The sequence below is a fragment of the Pseudoalteromonas sp. APAL1 genome (assembly GCF_021532475.1).
Taxonomy (GTDB): Bacteria; Pseudomonadota; Gammaproteobacteria; order Enterobacterales; family Alteromonadaceae; genus Pseudoalteromonas; species Pseudoalteromonas lipolytica_C.
Genome location: NZ_JAKGAW010000019.1, coordinates 65,572 through 83,166, shown reverse-complemented (window position 1 = coordinate 83,166; position 17,595 = coordinate 65,572). Strand labels below are relative to the sequence as shown.

The 17,595-nt window shown below is 38.8% G+C and carries 17 protein-coding genes and 1 pseudogene; 9 read left to right on the top strand and 9 right to left on the bottom strand.

Going from position 1 to position 17,595, the window contains the following annotated elements:
- The first annotated feature begins 351 nt into the window (after positions 1-351).
- The 3 genes from L1264_RS11355 to L1264_RS11345 are packed head-to-tail and all read left to right on the top strand — an operon-like array spanning position 352 to position 1,385.
- A complete protein-coding gene (locus L1264_RS11355; RefSeq protein ID WP_008464133.1) occupies positions 352-729 on the top strand; it encodes a MerR family transcriptional regulator in 378 nt (125 codons plus the stop codon).
- A gap of 60 nt (positions 730-789) precedes the next feature.
- Entirely contained in the window at positions 790-1,179 is a 390-nt protein-coding gene (gene merC, locus L1264_RS11350) for an organomercurial transporter MerC (protein ID WP_008109712.1), read from the top strand.
- Entirely contained in the window at positions 1,167-1,385 is a 219-nt protein-coding gene (locus tag L1264_RS11345; protein ID WP_008109710.1) for a GDCCVxC domain-containing (seleno)protein, read from the top strand. Before merC ends, L1264_RS11345 begins: the two co-directional genes overlap by 13 nt.
- 22 nt (positions 1,386-1,407) lie before the next feature.
- Here L1264_RS11345 and L1264_RS11340 read toward each other — a convergent pair whose 3' ends face one another.
- Genes L1264_RS11340 through L1264_RS11315 form a run of 6 tightly spaced genes read right to left on the bottom strand, consistent with a single transcriptional unit; the run spans position 1,408 to position 6,967 of the window.
- Positions 1,408-1,947, bottom strand: a complete 540-nt coding sequence (locus L1264_RS11340; RefSeq protein ID WP_008109708.1) for a manganese efflux pump MntP — start codon at positions 1,945-1,947, stop codon at positions 1,408-1,410.
- A gap of 51 nt (positions 1,948-1,998) precedes the next feature.
- A complete protein-coding gene (gene qatD, locus L1264_RS11335) occupies positions 1,999-2,730 on the bottom strand; it encodes a Qat anti-phage system TatD family nuclease QatD (protein ID WP_008109706.1) in 732 nt (243 codons plus the stop codon).
- On the bottom strand, positions 2,727-4,061 hold the full coding sequence (gene qatC, locus L1264_RS11330; protein ID WP_008109704.1) for a Qat anti-phage system QueC-like protein QatC: 1,335 nt from the start codon (positions 4,059-4,061) through the stop codon (positions 2,727-2,729). The genes qatD and qatC overlap by 4 nt, the downstream gene beginning before the upstream one ends.
- A complete protein-coding gene (locus L1264_RS11325) occupies positions 4,054-4,941 on the bottom strand; it encodes a hypothetical protein (protein WP_008109702.1) in 888 nt (295 codons plus the stop codon). Before L1264_RS11325 ends, qatC begins: the two co-directional genes overlap by 8 nt.
- Position 4,942: 1 nt before the next feature.
- Positions 4,943-6,703: a KAP family P-loop NTPase fold protein gene (locus L1264_RS11320; RefSeq protein WP_024596196.1), complete on the bottom strand. Its 1,761-nt coding sequence runs from the start codon at positions 6,701-6,703 to the stop codon at positions 4,943-4,945.
- An 18-nt stretch (positions 6,704-6,721) separates the two neighbouring features.
- Positions 6,722-6,967: a helix-turn-helix domain-containing protein gene (locus L1264_RS11315; protein WP_016899212.1), complete on the bottom strand. Its 246-nt coding sequence runs from the start codon at positions 6,965-6,967 to the stop codon at positions 6,722-6,724.
- Between the two features lie 509 nt (positions 6,968-7,476).
- Here L1264_RS11315 and L1264_RS11310 point away from each other — a divergent pair.
- The 5 genes from L1264_RS11310 to L1264_RS11290 all read left to right on the top strand — a co-directional run bounded on the left by L1264_RS11310 (position 7,477) and on the right by L1264_RS11290 (position 14,213).
- A complete protein-coding gene (locus tag L1264_RS11310) occupies positions 7,477-8,376 on the top strand; it encodes a cation transporter (RefSeq protein WP_013465880.1) in 900 nt (299 codons plus the stop codon).
- Between the two features lie 452 nt (positions 8,377-8,828).
- The gene (locus L1264_RS11305) at positions 8,829-10,121 is read left to right on the top strand and encodes a TolC family protein (RefSeq protein WP_013465882.1); all 1,293 of its coding nucleotides are present in this window, start codon (positions 8,829-8,831) and stop codon (positions 10,119-10,121) included.
- Between the two features lie 71 nt (positions 10,122-10,192).
- The gene (locus L1264_RS11300) at positions 10,193-10,525 is read left to right on the top strand and encodes a biotin/lipoyl-binding protein (protein ID WP_235404005.1); all 333 of its coding nucleotides are present in this window, start codon (positions 10,193-10,195) and stop codon (positions 10,523-10,525) included.
- A gap of 12 nt (positions 10,526-10,537) precedes the next feature.
- Positions 10,538-11,089, top strand: coding sequence for an efflux RND transporter periplasmic adaptor subunit (locus tag L1264_RS11295; RefSeq protein WP_328256051.1), 552 nt, complete (start codon positions 10,538-10,540; stop codon positions 11,087-11,089).
- A 10-nt stretch (positions 11,090-11,099) separates the two neighbouring features.
- On the top strand, positions 11,100-14,213 hold the full coding sequence (locus L1264_RS11290) for an efflux RND transporter permease subunit (RefSeq protein WP_235404003.1): 3,114 nt from the start codon (positions 11,100-11,102) through the stop codon (positions 14,211-14,213).
- A 98-nt stretch (positions 14,214-14,311) separates the two neighbouring features.
- Here L1264_RS11290 and L1264_RS11285 read toward each other — a convergent pair whose 3' ends face one another.
- Together L1264_RS11285 and L1264_RS11280 are read right to left on the bottom strand one after the other, a co-directional pair.
- The gene (locus L1264_RS11285; protein ID WP_008464143.1) at positions 14,312-15,199 is read right to left on the bottom strand and encodes a cation diffusion facilitator family transporter; all 888 of its coding nucleotides are present in this window, start codon (positions 15,197-15,199) and stop codon (positions 14,312-14,314) included.
- A complete protein-coding gene (locus tag L1264_RS11280) occupies positions 15,186-15,917 on the bottom strand; it encodes a transglutaminase-like domain-containing protein (RefSeq protein ID WP_008464145.1) in 732 nt (243 codons plus the stop codon). Before L1264_RS11280 ends, L1264_RS11285 begins: the two co-directional genes overlap by 14 nt.
- A gap of 79 nt (positions 15,918-15,996) precedes the next feature.
- Here L1264_RS11280 and cadR point away from each other — a divergent pair, with 79 nt between their 5' ends.
- Complete coding sequence (gene cadR, locus L1264_RS11275; RefSeq protein WP_008109677.1) at positions 15,997-16,386, top strand: Cd(II)/Pb(II)-responsive transcriptional regulator; 390 nt, start codon at positions 15,997-15,999, stop codon at positions 16,384-16,386.
- 526 nt (positions 16,387-16,912) lie between these two features.
- Here cadR and L1264_RS11270 read toward each other — a convergent pair.
- Positions 16,913-17,275, bottom strand: a pseudogene (locus tag L1264_RS11270) (recombinase family protein).
- Positions 17,276-17,595 lie beyond the last annotated feature (320 nt).

Sequence of the window (17,595 nt, the reverse complement as noted above, 5' to 3'; positions counted from 1 at the left end):
CCTCAAATGCTTAAACAAAACATTTAAAGAACACGGTTAAAGATAACCGTCAATTTCCCTTGGTAATTAGCGATTACGACAGAATCGCGTGGTAATTAAAGTACGACAAAATCGCTTGGTGTTAACAAGATTAGATGTAGTAGCTCATATCTCAACTTACAGTTTTGTTGATTAGGCTTAGACTTCACCTGACAGGCAGCAAGAGCGAACAAGAGACGGTCAGAGTGATCTGGATATGTGAACTTAATTCTACAAAGAGGACGCTTAGCGACCCCGTTCATGCAATAAAATTGAGTTTAGGCAATCCGCATTAATTGTATAATGATATTTCTGCTTCTAAAGAGTATGTTTATGAGAACCATTGGAAAACTGGCAAAAGATTTAGATATCAATGTTGAAACAATCCGTTTCTATGAGCGCCAAGGTCTGATAGAGCAACCTTTAAAACCAGAGTCTGGTTACAGAATGTATGGCGATGCCCTTACCAGTCAACTCAAATTTATTCTGAAAGCTAAAGCATTAGGGTTTACGCTGAAAGAAATTGAATCGCTTATGTCACTAAGTGACAGTTGCGCTGATATTGAGTCGATGGGGTTGCAAAAACTTAATCTCATTCGTAATAAAATTGCTGATTTACAGCGATTAGAGAAAGTAATTCAAGATATGACAGATTCTTGCAAGGCCAATCAAGACCCTCAATCCTGCCCGGTAATAAATTCACTTAAATAGCTATTGACCCCGTACTTATGTACGGAGTTTATACTACCTTAAAAATTGAGGTAGATAGTTATGATCAATAAAATTCTAGATAAAGTAGGTTCTGGTGGCGTTTGGCTAGCCGCCCTTAGCTGCACAGCATGTTTTCCTGCACTCGGCTCATTGGCATCTGCTCTTGGGTTAGGTTTTCTTTCACATTTTGAAGGGATAGCGGTGAACACCTTATTGCCATTATTTGCTTCACTAGCGTTGTTAGTTAATTTCTATAATTGGTATCAACATCGAGATTCATTGAGAGGCGTTTTAAGTGTCATTGGCCCAATTGCAGTATTGCTGACCCTTTATCCTTTATGGCAATACGACTGGAGCACTTACTTATTTTACTTTGGGATCATTTGGATGGTCGTAATGTCTATTTTAGATATTGTTAAGCCCATTAAGGAACCAGTATGCAAGGTATAGAACTAGAATCTAAAATCACTTGCCCTGAATGTGGATTTAGCAAAGTTGAAACCATGCCTACAAACGCTTGCCAATGGTATTACGAATGCGAAAGCTGTAAAGCACTACTTAAACCGTTAAAAGGTGATTGTTGCGTTTATTGCTCTTATGGAACAGTTAAGTGTCCTCCTATTCAAGAAGGCAATGCATGTTGCTCAGGTAAGTAGCCTAGTATTCGGTGGTTCTGTGTCAACCAAGTAATATCTTAAATGCGATTGCGATTAACACTAAACCACCAAATAGTTCAGCTTTAGATTCCAGCCATACGCCACTTCTTTCGCCGATATTCACACCAATCCAGCTAAAGGCAAACGTCGTGACGCCTATTATCAAGCAAGCTACGGCTATATCTACCTCAAGCAATGTGATTGCATAACCTGCCGCCATTGCATCAATACTGGTGGCAATAGCAAGAACAAATAGCACACGATGAGTAACATTAGCAATATCTTCTTCAATTCCTTCAGATTGGGACTCATAAATCATTTTGCCACCGATAAATACTAGCAAAATAAAAGCTATCCAAGGTGCATAATCTTCAATCCAAGATGATAAACCTTTACCGCTGTAATAGCCTAAAAGAGGCATAAAGCCTTGGAAAAAACCAAAATAAGCAGCGGCTTTAATAAAGAGCTTTTCAGCATTTACTACTTTTTTAGAACCTAAGCCTATGGATACTGCAAACGCGTCCATACTGAGTGCTATAGCTAATACAAATACTTCAAACAAACCGATTAAACCTGAATAAAATTGTTATAAGATTACGTGACGTATAATTAGTTACTTGACTGATGTTAAACACCTAAGATTTACTGACAATTTTTCTATTATCAAAGCCTTATTTTTACACCAAATTTCAGCCAGATATTCAGTAACAGTGCCAACACTTGAAGGAAACAGAATATTCCCCGCCACTTTGGCGAAAGGTCCATCAGTTTCGAGTAGAACTCTATCTTGAGGTATCCACGATATTACTTTTTTAGCTCTGGCTGAAGTTAGCATGGCTGGCCCAATAGAGAAGAAACAGCCTAGCTCGACGGCTTCTAGAACTTGCTTCTTAGTACCTAAAAACCAATGAAGAATAGAAGTACCAGCATTGGGATGTAACTTAAGTTGTTCAAGAACTTCACCAGTCGCGTTAAGACTATGGATAGTTAGTATTTTGTCATCAAAGCCTTCACATTTTTTTAGAATATGCGTGAAAACCTCTAATTGATCATCAAAGTAATCAGCGTAACCTTTTGAGCCATCCAGTCCAATTTCTCCAATATATCTAGTTCTATCAACTAGCTTATCGAATAGTGCTAATTCATTTTTTCTTAGATGAGCAAGTTGAGGGTGAAGCCCCAAGGCCGTCTTACAGTGTTTTATGCCACTTGTTAACTGGACAGTACCTTCAAAAGCTGAAGGCACCGTAGTTACTGATAGCACGTAATAATTACTGCTTTTTATGTCGTTCAATACCTCTTGATGATCTGGATATAAATCAACGTGGCAATGAAGATCCATCATGACGATTTATCCGCTTGGAGAAATAATTCAACCTCTGCCAATCCTCGCTTAATAGTTGATTCTAATTTTTCTCGTATATCTTTTTCTTGTGGTATTGGCCCTGAACTTCGAAGCCAAGAACGATAGTTATCGGATTGTTTCAATCTAATAATGGCAGTTTGAACCGCTTGGAGATCATCGCGAGTATCTTTTTCTTTGATAAGATCTCTCAACCGCTTTGTCTTGTATGGCGCATCTTGTGTAAAACCAGCATGAAAAACTGACGCTCTTCGAATAAGGCAAGGTACACAATGCCCACACTGTTTATGTTCTCTGTGCCAATGACTGCATGAAACACTTAGGGGAACTGCTTTTCTAATTGCGTCTTGATCAACACATTCCGCTAACATTTCACCTTTAGTTTTGAATTGATAGGGGTTTACAAATTTGACATGAAACCCAGTGTCTCTAAGCAAAGATTCAAGCCTGCTTAGAAAATTAGGATGAGTAGTTCTAGTGCTATGGCTACCAATCCGTCTTCTGGTAAGCGGCGGATTTATAGAAATATAGCCATTCTCTGGGACGACAATAGTTTCAATACTGCTATCGCAATTAGCATTTCTTAAGGCTGATATACCAAGTACCGCCATAGCTAGGAAGTTAAAGCTTCTTCCCCTCATACTAATGTCAGTTTTACCTTCTAAGTGCTTAATAATATGGGGAGACATTGAATAGGACAATTCGCCGAATGGCGGGGATAATAATTGCTTAATGTCTTCTTGCTTAGCGCCATCACCACGATAAGCGTGACTAACCAAGAGAGGCTTTAAATCTGATTCTCCGTTCAAAATATCAATTGCACCAACTGCGCTATCAAGACCACCAGAAAAAAGGCAAACAGAGTTGAGTCCAATTAATGATTTTGCTTTTGCTTTCGCTTGCTCACTTGTTTTAGGAGTCGGCATCGGCATAGTTGTTTTTTCAAAAGTAAACAGCCATTGATCGCCTGTAAGAAAGTTGAGCAAAGAACTCAGTTCAGGTTCTACAAAATTCCACATATCCTCATCAGTTACAGGAACATGCAAATGCATTTTTCTAGCCCATGCATTTTCTGCATTATCCCTTAATTCAAATGTATCAGCAGCGGTAACGGCGGTAGCAATTGTTATCAGATCTATTGAATCAGCATCTACATTCAATCCTAAATCACGAACTGTTTGTAGTAGTTGTTTTGACACCAAGCTGTGCTTAGTGATGTCATTTTGATGCGTATGAAACATTTGGACAGGATGACAATCATCAGAAAAGTCAGGCAAGTTAGCAGGGTCATGGTTAAAGTAAAAATTAGTCATTAAAGCTCTCCCATTCATCAACCGTCATAGCAATAGCATCGGCTTGAATTTTAGTAATATTTTCTTTGCTAATAGTACTGGGGTTGCCATTAGTTACTTTGTCTAACTGCTCTTGTGTAATCACTTTTATTAGTTCCCTTAATTCAACTTCCATTTGATGATGCTTGCTTGCTGGCTCAACATGAAACCAAGCTCTGCCCATGCCTTCAACCACATCCTGAAAAATAAGGTCTGTTAAATAACAGCCTATGGCTTCTTGGATAACTTCGTCAGTAAAACTGTTTGGGTCAAATTCTTCTGTATCGGGGAGTGCTTCTTCTAGTGCGTAATCCAACGCAACTCTTACAGCATCCGAATCGGCATTATCAGGCGCTAAATGGCTAGCAATTTTGTCGATTGCTTGATCAGTCGATAGCCCAGTTAGATCACCTAATGATAAGCTTTGATTATTAACCGTTACGGTGTCGCCACGCATGACACCAAGCAATCCAGAACCAGCAGTTATGCCGCTTGATAGTCTCCTGCTTGTGCTTTTACCTCCGCCAGAGCCTTTTCTAGAGTAACTTTTTAATGAACGCCTTAGATCTGAGGTTGAGCCACCTGTTTGCGCATATTTACCAAATGCTCTTCTGGCACTGGCAAACCTATTTGGAGGCGGTGTTGCTGTAGGTGAACCACCGATTTCTTGTTGAACCTTGTCATTGTCAATATCATTGCTATTGTCATTCTGATCATCAGCTTGATTATTATCAGAGCCAGCTTGCTCATCCCCATCAGTACCTGATGCAGGTTCTATTGTGACAGGATCTCCTTGCTCTGCCCAAGATGGAATAAGTGGACTCTTATTATTTGGTCCTGTTGACGATGCGGACGTACCCATATTACTTAGTTCCCTCTAGTTCTTTTAAAATTGGATTAAGCCATCTTTGGCGGGGCAAGCTTTTTAAAAATGTAAGAAGACTTAAGCTACATTTATCATCCTGCTTGGCAAGTAACACAGCCCCATAAATGCCTGTTGGTCTTTCGGTCCAATCACCAATCAACTTAAAGTTTTCAATCAAACCATCCATGACTGACATGTATTCTTCCTTCGGAGTTGTGGTAATCGCAGTAGAGTTAACGCCACTGACCCTTACCTTTTGCTTCATTAATTCTTCTACGAGTTTTTGAGCGGCTCCAGACATTACCGAATTAACAGCCCCCATTGGAATGCTTTCTCTGCTCAGATATGCCGCTGGTGTCAAATCCATTTCAGTGAACATGGGAGGTAATTTCGACCATTTATCAATAAAAGCTAGGTCGAGTTTCCACTCTTCAGGTAAATTAATTTCGTCAAATTCGACTTCTGAATTTTCAAGATCCGCTAATACTTTTGGATATCCGTTTTCCTTATCAATTAATTCATAAAGCTTGTTGGTAGCCTGAGTGCCTAAGCACCTCTCAAAAATTACCAGCTTAGTGATAGTTTTTTCATCAAGCTGCATTCCTCTGCGATGAGCGGTTTTCTTTCTCATCTTAACCTGATTGAGTAATCGCTTAACTATGCGAGGGTTGCCGTTAATGTTTGTGGATTCAGCTAATAGTGGAGCTAACTGTTCAGCAACCACAAATTTACTTCTGAGTTCGGAATGCTTTTCAATCTCGTGATCTTGAAGTAGCTCGTCAACGGTAATTTGTGGTTGTTTCCACGACAGCCTTAATGACTCTTCAAGGGCACATCTTATCGTTTCTAATTGCGCATCGGTAACGCCGTGATCTTGAGCAGTAAGCATCATTAAATATGCCCTTATCTCCAGAACGCCGGGTCTTGGTACATGCACAGGAATTTGAATAAGCTTGTCTAAATAATCAGTTTGATGTCGTTGAGATGCACCTTTGTGATACTCAGGCACTGCCAAGCGGATCATGTCCTCATCGGCGGCAATAACAAATGCAGTATTGGGTAAAAATAGAAATAACCTGATCGCCTCAAGGGTCGAAATAGCATTAAATGGAGAGCAGCGATCTAAATTATCGACATAGACAATAAGTGGCTTATCAAACTCCTTTAACAGATCAGAATATGCTTTTCGGAATTCTTTAATTTCTTTAGGAGGTGAAAATGATTTATTATCTTTGATCAAACCTTTGTTTTTCTTCGCGACATCCTTAGCGCCATCGACAGCACCTTTTACATCATCAACATCCAGTTCACCATCGTCACCACCACTGAATAGTCCCATGATCTTCTGTATACCACCCATAGTTGGTATACCAGCTAATGCTGCACCACCATCCATTAGCAATCCCATCAGTCTGATCTTATCTATTCGTCCAGCAAACTCTTTTGCTTTTGCACTGAGATTTTTATCGTCTGCTGCTTTTTTAACTAAAGTAGATGCAATTGTTTCTAGTAACGCCGCTTTAGCGTCATCATACCCTTGGAAAGTCCATGCATCGAAATGTACTTGGATATATTCTTGTTCATCACTTTCCAGAGAAGCCTTAGTAAGTTCAAGAATCGTCGATTTTCCAGCGCCCCAATCACCAAAAACGCCTATACTAATAGGCATTAACTCCTTTTCTGTTATAAGATCTTTTATTGACTCAGCCGTTTCATTAAAATTTAAGAAATCAATTTTTGATTCTTTATCAGACCACATAACGTCTCCTTTTATTTATTATTTCTTTTGTTCCATTCTTTCAATAATTCGGTGAACCGTGGGGCGGCTAACAGAATATTTCTTCGCTAATGCAGAGATCGATTCACCATTTAATTTATCTTTATATAATTCTTTCGCTTGTTTGTCTGATAAAGCAGGCAATCTGCCCATGTGTTTGCCTTTAGCTTTAGCCTCTTCACGACCTTCTGTGGTTCTGGCTTTTATAAGATCCCGCTCAAGTTGAGCGAATATGTGGCTACGCATAATGTTTGAGATTATTTCTCATCAAGCCAGATTGGGTGAGTACTAGGAAATCTTCGTCAGATTTGAGCCTGAAGCAGTCGTAAACGATGGTACAAAATTACTTCAGCTAAAATTCACTTTGATACGAAACCGGACATTAGGCTTAGCGTATCTCATGACAAGTGTTCCAACAATATAGTCGTTGCTCTTACTTTTAAATTTAAATCTTGTTTTAGATCCTCTGTACAATTAGTAACACACCAACGCGACTTTAATGTGGAATTAGGATCATCGGTTAATTTATTCTATCTAGATAGCTCTTCTATTTTTTATCTTTGATAAACATCGGTATAAAACGGGCAGTCCAAATAATGTTAGCAGTGTTTGCTGTCACTACCCCCCAACAATTATTTTCTTGGAATAGCTATTTGAGTTACTTCCCAATCTTTTCAAATTAAATAACTTTTTATTTGACTCTATAGCCACTATAGATTTTATACTTATTTTAATATTGTTTCGGAATGTTAAATATGTCAGAAAAATGTAGTGGTCAGTGTCAATCATCTCCTACCAACGAAGACGTAAAAATTGATACACAATTAGATAACTATAGTGGCGCGTTTGTCAGTACATATAAAGTGCCTCAAATGGACTGTCCTTCAGAAGAGAGATTGATCAGATTAGCACTTGACTCAATTCAGCCTTCAGTTGGATTGCAGTTTGATATTCCTAATCGCTTAGTCAAAGTTTTTCATGATGAAAATTTAGATGAGATAACAAAAAAGTTACAACAACTTAAACTCGGTGCAGAGTTAGAGTCAACTAAACAAAGTTGCAGTACAGAAGCTGCAAAAGCAAAAGACTTAGCCCAAAAAAATGAGATGAAAGAAGCATCAACCCTAAAATGGTTGTTAGCCATTAATGGAGTCATGTTTTTTATAGAAGTAATTGCTGGGATTATTGCACAGTCTGCTGGCCTAATTGCAGACTCATTAGATATGTTTGCTGATGCTGCTGTGTATGGTTTAGCTATTTATGCCGTAGGTAAAAGTATTAGCATGAAACTTAGAGCAGCACATATATCTGGTGTGCTTCAAGTTATTCTAGCGCTAGGTGCTTTGAGCGAAGTCGTAAGACGCTTTGTTTACGGTAGTGAACCGATCTCTTCTTTAATGATGATATTTGGTGGAATAGCACTAATCGCTAACGTTGCTTGTCTGTTTTTGATATTTGGCAACAAAGAAGACGGCGCTCATATGAAAGCGAGTTGGATTTTTTCCGCAAATGACGTTATCGCAAACGTTGGTGTAATTTTAGCTGGCTTATTAGTTACAGCAACAAGCAGTCGTTATCCAGATTTAGTGATTGGTTTGATAATTGCTCTTGTCGTTTTAAACGGTGCTCGCCGCATCTTACAGCTAAAGTATTAAGCAGAGAAATGAAAATAATGCACTCATCGTATATCAAATCAAATATATCATACGTGATAATGATTTTAATCGCGGTGCAGTCTGTGTTTTTTTCGCTAGAAGAGCTTGAAATAAACTTAAGTGAAAGTTCTTTTAGTTCATCACTAACTAAGTCTATTACCCCGCTAAAAGCTCCAGAAGACTCCAATATGCTTGAGGTGAATAATAGCAACTCTTCAATTGATAATTGTAATTTTTGTTGCTGTTGTCACTTATTTTTAAATGCTGATTCTTCCTGTAACATTTTCCAAGCAATAGAATATTTCCTTACCTACGCCTTAGTTTCTCCTGAGCTAAAAGGCTATATCTCGGTGCCATTCCGCCCACCTAAATACGCCTAAATTTTATAGAAAATTATGAAAGGTCAAATGTTAATGACCGAAAAAAACATATAAATTTATAGGAAAGTATACATGGCACTTAATACCTGTGTGCATCGCAAGATAGCAATTTTGAGGTGTGTAACACCTCGGCTTAAATATATCGCGTTTCTCGCGTTGTCACTTTTTACATTTAATGTTTATGCCTTTGAAAAGCAGTTAAATCTTCAAGAGGCAATTCAGTGGACGCTTAAACAAAATCCTGAACTCAAAATATTTGATTTCAAACAAACCGCATTAACAGGACAAGAACAAACAGCAAGTTTAAATCCTGCTTATGAACTAGAAGTTGAAGCTGAGAACTTTGCAGGCTCAGGTGAATTTAATGCATTCGACAGTGCTGAATTAACAGTCGCTCTATCTTCGGTTATCGAAATGGGAGATAAACGCTCAGCGCGGATTGGACTTGTTTCAAAATCAAGAGCACTACTCAATGCTGAGAAAGAAGTCTCTGCGCTTAATTTAATGGCTCAAGTCACTGAGAAGTACGTGGAAGTACTTGCAGCCCAACAAAGAGTTATATTGGCAGAAAATGCTTTGAGCTTAGCACAAGAAACGTTAGAGATTGTATCTCAGCGTAACCGCGCAGGTGCTACTCCTGAGGCTGAAGTGAAACGCTCAAAAGCAGTTATTGCTCAGGCTAACCTCACCCTTCAATCTGAACAAAAGCGCTTGGAATATTTGAAGCTCTCATTAGCAGCCTACTGGGGGGAAAACTCTGTAACCTTCTCTGAAGTACAAGGGGATCTTTTTCAGTTTGGCAATGATAGTGACTTTAACAGCCTTTTTGCGAAGTTAGAGAAGAACCCTGCTATTCAAATCTATGCAAGTGAACAGCGACTAAAAGAGGCTGAAATACAGTTAGCTAAAACAGAGTCAACGGCCAATATCAAATGGTCTGTTGGTGTTAGGCGCTCTCAAGAAGCCAATGATACGGCACTGGTCGCTGGCTTTAGCTTACCTTTGTTTGCTGAAAAGCGAAATTCTGGTGCAATCGCTAGTGCGCTAGCAGAGCGTGACCAAGTTGCCATAGAGAAAGAGGCGACTAAGTTGAGGTTTAGAAATCACTTACTACGAGCATACTCCAATAGAAAACAAGCCATATTAACAGCTAATTCATTAAAGCAGTCGGTTATCCCAATGCTTGAAGATGCACTGGAAGATACTCAAGACGCCTATCAAAAAGGTCGATATGGATATCTTGATTATGTATCGGCTAGACAAGAGCTGTTAAATGCTCGGCGAACCCTCATTGATGCGGCATCTGCTGCCCTAATTTATGGCGCAGAGATAGAAAAACTAACAAACGAAGCGCTGTCACTCTAAAAAAAGCATCACTTTAAGCTTAATAACAATTTATTGATTCAGTTATTAACTGAATCGTTTAGGAATTAAAAATGAAAAACTATTTACTCGCACTATTGATTTTTATTGGGTATTTGTCACCCATTCAAAGTGTTTTCGCTAGTGAAGATGAACATGAAGGCGAAGAAGGCATAAGCAAAATCGACAATAACATGGCAAAAAAGGTTGGTGTTGAAACAGCCTATTTAGCTTCAAAAACGTTGAACCAAACTATCCCTGTATACGGCTCTACGACGATAGGCGCTGAACAATTATTTCAAGTTGGCGCTAGATATAACGGCGTTATAAAGACAATAAACTCCACTGTTGGTGATACGGTAAAAAAAGGCGATCTATTAGCCGTTATTGAATCTAATGAGAGCTGAAATACTTATAAAATAACATCGCCTGTTTCTGGGACTGTTTTACAGCGAAATGGAAATATTGGCGGTATCACGCAAAACACTAGCTTGTTTGAAATCGTCAATTTTGACACCTTGTGGGCTGAATTTAAGGTGTTTACCAGCCAATATAATCAAATTAAAGTCGGTCAACCTGTTGATATTGAGCATGGTGAACAGGCATTCAACTCAACCATCACCAATATAATTCCAGCTAAAGATCAGTCTTATGTTTTAGCACGTGTACGTTTAAACAACACTGAGTTAAAGCTAACGTCAGGTCAATTATTAAAAGGCAACGTCAAAATAAATCAATTCAAGGTGGATTTAGCCGTTGAGAAAGTTGCTATCCAAGAACTGGGGGGACAATTAGGTGTATTTGTTAAAGAAGATGAAGAGTACGAATTTGCACCGCTTGTATTAGGACGTTCAGATAAGAACTATATCGAGGTTATTGGTGGCCTCAGTAAAGACACTGAATATGTAAACAAAAACAGTTATCTGATAAAAGCAGATATATTGAAATCTGAAGTAGAAGACGACGATTAGGAGACGCAATATGATTGAATCAATTTTGCGTCTTGCAATAAATAGGCGCTACTTAGTATTAAGCTTGCTGATGGTAATCATCGGCGTTGGTATGTGGAGTTATCAAAAACTTCCCATTGATGCTGTTCCAGATATAACAAACGTGCAGGTACAAATAAACACTTCTGCCCCCGGTTATTCACCTTTGGAAGCGGAACAAAGGGTGACCTTTCCTGTAGAAACAGCCTTAGCCGGATTGCCAAAGCTGTCTCACACCCGCTCCCTGTCAAGATATGGATTATCTCAAGTAACCGTTATCTTTGAAGAGGGAACCGATATTTATTTTGCTCGCAACTTAATCAATGCAAGATTAGCTGCGATAAAAGGCGTTATTCCCTCTGGCTTAGAGCCAGAAATGGGTCCTATTTCGACAGGGCTTGGCGAAATATTTATGTATACCGTACAAGCTTCTCCTGATGCTAAAATGCCTAATGGAGAGCCTTATACCGCTATTGCCTTAAGAGAAATACAAGACTGGATCATTAAACCGCAATTGGCTCAAGTTAAAGGCGTCATTGAGGTCAACAGTATCGGCGGCTACAACAAGCAATATCACATAACACCGAAACCTGAAAAATTACTTTTTTATCGTGTGAGCTTTGAAGAAATATCTGATGCATTACGTAAAAATAATGATAACCGTGGCGCGGGTTATATCGAGCAAAACGGACAGCAAGTTTTAGTACGCTCCATTGGGCAACTAGCGACAATAGATGAGATCCTCAATGTCATCATCAAAAAGAACGATGGTATTCCTGTAAAAATAAGTGATGTTGCCAATGTTGCTATAGGCAAAGAACTTAGAACAGGGGCTGCTACTCGTAATGGCATTGAGACAGTGCTTGGTACAACCATGATGCTGATTGGTGAGAATTCTCGCACCGTTGCTTTAGAAGTGGAACATAAGCTCAGCGAAATACAAAAATCTCTGCCAAAGGGCATTACCGCAGAGCCTGTTTACGACAGAACAACGTTAGTAGATAAAGCGATTGCAACCGTTACCAAAAACCTCGTTGAAGGTGCGCTTTTAGTTATTGTTGTGTTATTTATTCTACTTGGAAATTTACGTGCAGCTCTCATTACCGCTGCTGTTATCCCTATTTCCATGTTAATGACAATCACAGGTATGGTGCAAGCAGGAGTATCTGCCAATTTAATGAGTCTCGGCGCATTGGACTTTGGCTTGATAGTGGACGGGGCTGTCATCATCGTTGAAAACTCTGTCCGTAGGTTAGCACAGGCCCAACACAACGGTCATAGGCAAGACTTAAGAGAACGCCTAAATACCGTTTTTGAAGCCACTTCAGAAGTGATACGTCCAAGCTTGTTTGGTGTGGCAATTATCACTGTTGTTTACATCCCCATTTTCACGCTAACTGGCGTTGAAGGGAAAATGTTCCACCCTATGGCGGCAACTGTCGTTATGGCGTTAATTTCCGCAATGATCCTTTCAGTTACACTGGTTCCTGCTGCTGTAGCTGTTTTTATGAAAGGTAAAATCAGCGAAAAAGAAAGTATTGTTATTCGTTCAACCAAGTCTATTTATGAACCATTGCTAAAAATGGCGTTGAAATTTCGTTGGGTTATCGTTTCATTTTCGACGCTCTTAATGGGGTATAGCCTTTGGTTAGCAACAACGCTGGGTAGTGAATTTGTTCCACAGCTAAATGAAGGGGATATAACAGTCCAAGCGCTAAGAATACCTTCTACCGGCCTAGAGCAATCAGTAGAAATGCAAGAAGTACTTGAGCAACGTATTAAAGCGTTTCCTGAAGTTGATAAAGTATTCTCGCGCATCGGCACACCAGAAGTAGCAACTGATCCAATGCCACCGAGTATTGCTGATATCTTTGTTATTTTAAAACCACGTAAAGAATGGGCCGAACCTTCAAAGCCAAAGAGTGAATTAGTTGAAGAAATGGAAGAAGTACTGAAAAACATTCCGGGCAACAACTATGAATTCACTCAGCCTATTCAAATGCGTTTCAATGAATTGATTTCTGGCGTTAGAGCTGATGTGGGCATCAAAGTATTTGGCGATGACTTAGATCGATTATTACTTACCGCAAAAGATATTCTAAATATTGTGAAAACCGTGGACGGTGCTGCTGATGCCCGAATGGAACAGGTCACAGGTGTTCCATCTTTATCAGTAATTCCTAAACGAGAAGCGCTTGGTCGATACGGTTTGAGCGTTTCAGAACTGCAAGACTGGGTTGCTACTGCAATTGGTGGAGAATCTGCGGGGATCATTTATGAAGGTGACAGACGATTTGAGTTAGTTGTTCGCCTACCAGAGCAAACAAGAACAGATATCAATGGCTTGAAGCACCTGCCGCTTCCACTTGAGGGTGGTAACTATGTGCCACTTGAAGAAGTTGCAGAGCTTAAATCAGAGTCTTTACCTGCTCAAATTAGCCGTGAGAACGGAAAAAGAAGAGTTGTGGTTACCGTCAATGTTCGTGGCAGAGATTTAGGCGGCTTTGTAAAAGAAGTGAAAGCTAAAATTAATCAGGAAGGAGAAATCCCAGCAGGATACTGGCTTGATTATGGTGGAACGTTTGAACAACTAGAGTCAGCGAGTAAAAGATTAAGCTTAGTTGTACCGATCACATTAGTTGTAATCTTAGGTATTTTGGTTATCGCATTTGGTTCATTAAAAGATGCATTAATCATTTTCAGTGGCGTGCCTTTAGCATTAACTGGGGGCGTATTTTCACTTTATTTAAGAGACATGCCCTTATCAATTTCGGCAGGTGTCGGCTTCATAGCATTGTCAGGTGTCGCCGTATTAAATGGCTTGGTTATGTTGGCTTTTATTCGAGATCTTTGGCATGAAAAAGGCGACCTTTACGTAGCGATCATTGAAGGTGCCATCATTCGTTTAAGACCTATTTTAATGACGGCACTGGTTGCTAGTTTAGGTTTTATTCCAATGGCGCTAAACACTGGAATTGGTGCAGAAGTACAACGACCACTAGCAACAGTCGTTATCGGCGGTATTGTATCTTCTACCATTTTAACTTTGTTTGTATTACCTGTTTTATATCAATGGGCGCATGGCTCTGAGAGTAACAAACAGTAATCTGACGAAATTTAAAGCCCAAAAAGCAGCTTAATTAATAGGTTATGCCTAATTAAGCTGCTTTTTATATTGTATGCCCAACATTTTATTGATAAAGCTTACTGCGCTTCATCCCGACAATTTTCATTTAAAAACTCAAACTCTATCGTTGTATGCGATAAATGATAGGAAGATAATTTAGCTGCAACTTCTTGTTTAAGCCTAATTAATTCTTTAACGTCAAAGTTGTCACTCAGCTCAAGGTGCGCTGTTAAAACGTGACTTTCACCATCTAGTGACCAAAAGTGCATGTGGTGGATACCATTAACTTCAGGAAATTCCATTAGTGATAGTTTAATACGCTTTTGAGTCTCTTTATCGGGTGCAGCTTGAAGAAATAAAACGAGTGTTGATTTCAGGTTTTTGAAAACATTAAACAAGATGAACAGCGTGAACCCTATTGATAAAAGGGGATCTAATATCGGCAGTTCAGCGAACAACAGTACGATAGAGACTATAAGAACGGCAACCCATCCAAGTACATCTTCAAGAAGGTGCCATGTCAGCACTTTCTCATTTAATGTTTCACCCGCTTTTAATTTTAATACCGCATATCCGTTAACGGCAACGCCGAGTATCGCTAGCCCTAACATCCCCTCGACTACAGGCATTTCAGGATTGGACAGCCTTGGAATTGCTTCAAATAAAATCCAAATTGAGCCAATGATTAAAACAATACTGTTTATCAATGCGCCAAAGAGAGTAAGTCTACGATAACCATAACTAAACTTATCTGATGCTTCTTTATCTGAAAAACGACTTAAAATCCACGCAAAACCTATTGAAAGACTATCACCAAGATCGTGAACTGCATCTGCCATTATCGCAGTACTGTTAGTGAGCCAACCACCTATAAATTCGATAATAGTAAATGTCACATTCAGAAAAAATGCCCAACCAATACGATCATCTTTAGAATGCTGATGACTGTGACTATGGTTGTGCATTTTGTACCTCCAGTGCTTTTGTATTTCTAATTTTTGATACATTCATATTAATCAAATGGCGAATCACACCTTGATACATCCAACGTTTTACTCCCGACAAATTAGTACCCTTTTCAAGATAAAACTCATCAGGGGAATCATAAAGCCCAAAGTCGTCATGAATACCTTCTTTTTGAATATAGGTATCTTGGCCGCACCAATTTGTGTTTGGTGAAGAGAAACACTTTGTTGCAACACCATAGACACAAAAGTCATCTTTTGCTTGGCTAAATTTCTGCTGTAGTGAGCTTAAGTATTGCTCATCCAATATAAAGCCCTCTAAGTTTATCCAGCGTCCATCGAAATAAACTTCTACCCAACTATGAATGATGTATTTAGGTGCTAACCAAAATACATAGCTAGGTATAGCCCCTTTTTGTAATTGCTGATCAATGGTAAAACCATGGAAACGACACTGGATACCTAGTCCACGCAATAGCGCCATTAACAGATTACCCTTAGTATTACATTGCCCATAACCATCTGCTAGTACATCGCTTGCTGCTATATCATCACTCTTGTTATAGCCAAACATTATTTCATCTTTCACAAATTGGTATGCTGCTCCAATTTTGTTGAAATCGTCTAAGCTTTGCCATCCTCGCTGATCGATCAGGGATTGGATATCTTTGTGTTCAAAATTAACGATATTCGTATTGTTTAAATATTTCTCGGTCATTTTTTATATATCCTTTTCGTTGCATACTTATACTACAGACTCTATAGTAACTATAGAATCAAATGTCTGGGGGAAATTGATGAAAATAGGCGAATTGTCTAAAAAATCGGGCTGTTCTATACAAACAATTAGATATTATGAAAGAGAAGGATTACTGTTAAATCCAAACCGTTCAGAAGGTAATTTCAGGCTGTATGATAGTAAAGCACTTAAACAATTGGAGTTCGTAAAACATTGTCGCAGCCTAGATATATCACTCAATGATATTAAACGTCTTATCGAATTAAAAAATAAGCCAGAAGAAAGCTGCTCTAGCGTTAATGCATTAATTGATCAGCAACTTGCACTAGTGAATAAACGCATGAAAGAATTAAGGGCGCTTAAAGCTGAATTACAACAGATGGCTAGTGCTTGTGGTTCGAACAATACTATTGAAGCATGCGGGATCATTAAGTCACTAGATAGTTAACTCTGTTAGAGGCATACGGGCAGAATATAGAACATTAATCGACTATTGCATGTCCTAAATGTGGACAGATAAAAACGGAAGAAATGCTGACAAATTCATGTCAGCGGTATCACAAGTATGAGTCACACAAGGTTTTGCCAAACTATTGAATGGTGACTGGTGTGTTTACTTCTCATATGGAACAGCAAAATTCCGCCAATTCTAGAACGACAAAATTAGTTGCAGCCGTTAATGCACTAGAGTGTTTAAATTGAAGTTTATTATTGACTCTTCAACGTCTGCTTTACACTCTGAATTTTCGTTAATAACTCAAAAGCTAACTTCCGCTTTTGGCTAAGTGAAGTCATAAGGTATTCATTGATGCTAATGTCCGCAATGTCGGAGGAGCTGCCGTTAGCAAATAGCATCAAATTATCGTAATATAACTGATTGAGTCTCAGATATTATGATTAAAAAATCATACTTTCATAAAAAGAGAGATTGGCGGCATCCCTTTAAAACCTTTCAGTCTAAAATGAGATCAATCTCAATCATTATGCACAGTCACAAATACTCCACATAGGTTGATCATGGCAGTGGCAAACGGATTATCATTTTTGGTATTGAGAGAGCCGTCGATAATATTCAAACAAGCACCTTTCTTATGGATGCTTTCAATTGCCTCAAGAATAGATTTTAACGACCGTCCCAAACGGTCGAGGCGAGTAACAATAACTTCATCACCTTCCCTGATAAAGTCGATGAGTTCCTAAAGCTTTTCTTCATTTCGAATCGAAGCACCAGACTGTTTGCCTTGGAATATTTTTTCACAGCCCTGAGCGTCCAACTTGGACAGTTGAACATTTAAATCTTGTTCTTTAGTTGAAACTCTTGCAAAACCAACTTTCATATATACGAAACCTGTAACTTTCGCACACCTTAACAATTAAATGAACGAAAGTATATTAAATAAATTTCGTACATGAACGTAATAAAAAATAGAAATTCGTACACTTCGGATAGAAAATGAATGACAATTCTAACTATAAAGTGACTTAATTATTTCACACGCTTCACTTGTACACGAGCTTGCCATTTGTTGAAGCTCAGCTTGTAGTGCTTTGAGTTCTCCCATTAGATTGTTAACTAAAGCCAATTTAGCCTGTGTCTATCATAAGTTCAAAACTTAAACTTTAGATATAAGCTGAAATTGAGTCAATCGTATTACAA

Coding starts and splice junctions, on each gene's coding strand:
- L1264_RS11355 (WP_008464133.1), top strand. CDS start 352: ATGAGAACCATTGGAAAACTGGCAAAAGATTTAGATATCAATGTTGAA.
- merC (WP_008109712.1), top strand. CDS start 790: ATGATCAATAAAATTCTAGATAAAGTAGGTTCTGGTGGCGTTTGGCTA.
- L1264_RS11345 (WP_008109710.1), top strand. CDS start 1,167: ATGCAAGGTATAGAACTAGAATCTAAAATCACTTGCCCTGAATGTGGA.
- qatD (WP_008109706.1), bottom strand. CDS start 2,730: ATGATGGATCTTCATTGCCACGTTGATTTATATCCAGATCATCAAGAG.
- qatC (WP_008109704.1), bottom strand. CDS start 4,061: ATGACTAATTTTTACTTTAACCATGACCCTGCTAACTTGCCTGACTTT.
- L1264_RS11325 (WP_008109702.1), bottom strand. CDS start 4,941: ATGGGTACGTCCGCATCGTCAACAGGACCAAATAATAAGAGTCCACTT.
- L1264_RS11320 (WP_024596196.1), bottom strand. CDS start 6,703: ATGTGGTCTGATAAAGAATCAAAAATTGATTTCTTAAATTTTAATGAA.
- L1264_RS11315 (WP_016899212.1), bottom strand. CDS start 6,967: ATGCGTAGCCACATATTCGCTCAACTTGAGCGGGATCTTATAAAAGCC.
- L1264_RS11310 (WP_013465880.1), top strand. CDS start 7,477: ATGTCAGAAAAATGTAGTGGTCAGTGTCAATCATCTCCTACCAACGAA.
- L1264_RS11305 (WP_013465882.1), top strand. CDS start 8,829: ATGGCACTTAATACCTGTGTGCATCGCAAGATAGCAATTTTGAGGTGT.
- L1264_RS11300 (WP_235404005.1), top strand. CDS start 10,193: ATGAAAAACTATTTACTCGCACTATTGATTTTTATTGGGTATTTGTCA.
- L1264_RS11290 (WP_235404003.1), top strand. CDS start 11,100: ATGATTGAATCAATTTTGCGTCTTGCAATAAATAGGCGCTACTTAGTA.
- L1264_RS11285 (WP_008464143.1), bottom strand. CDS start 15,199: ATGCACAACCATAGTCACAGTCATCAGCATTCTAAAGATGATCGTATT.
- L1264_RS11280 (WP_008464145.1), bottom strand. CDS start 15,917: ATGACCGAGAAATATTTAAACAATACGAATATCGTTAATTTTGAACAC.
- cadR (WP_008109677.1), top strand. CDS start 15,997: ATGAAAATAGGCGAATTGTCTAAAAAATCGGGCTGTTCTATACAAACA.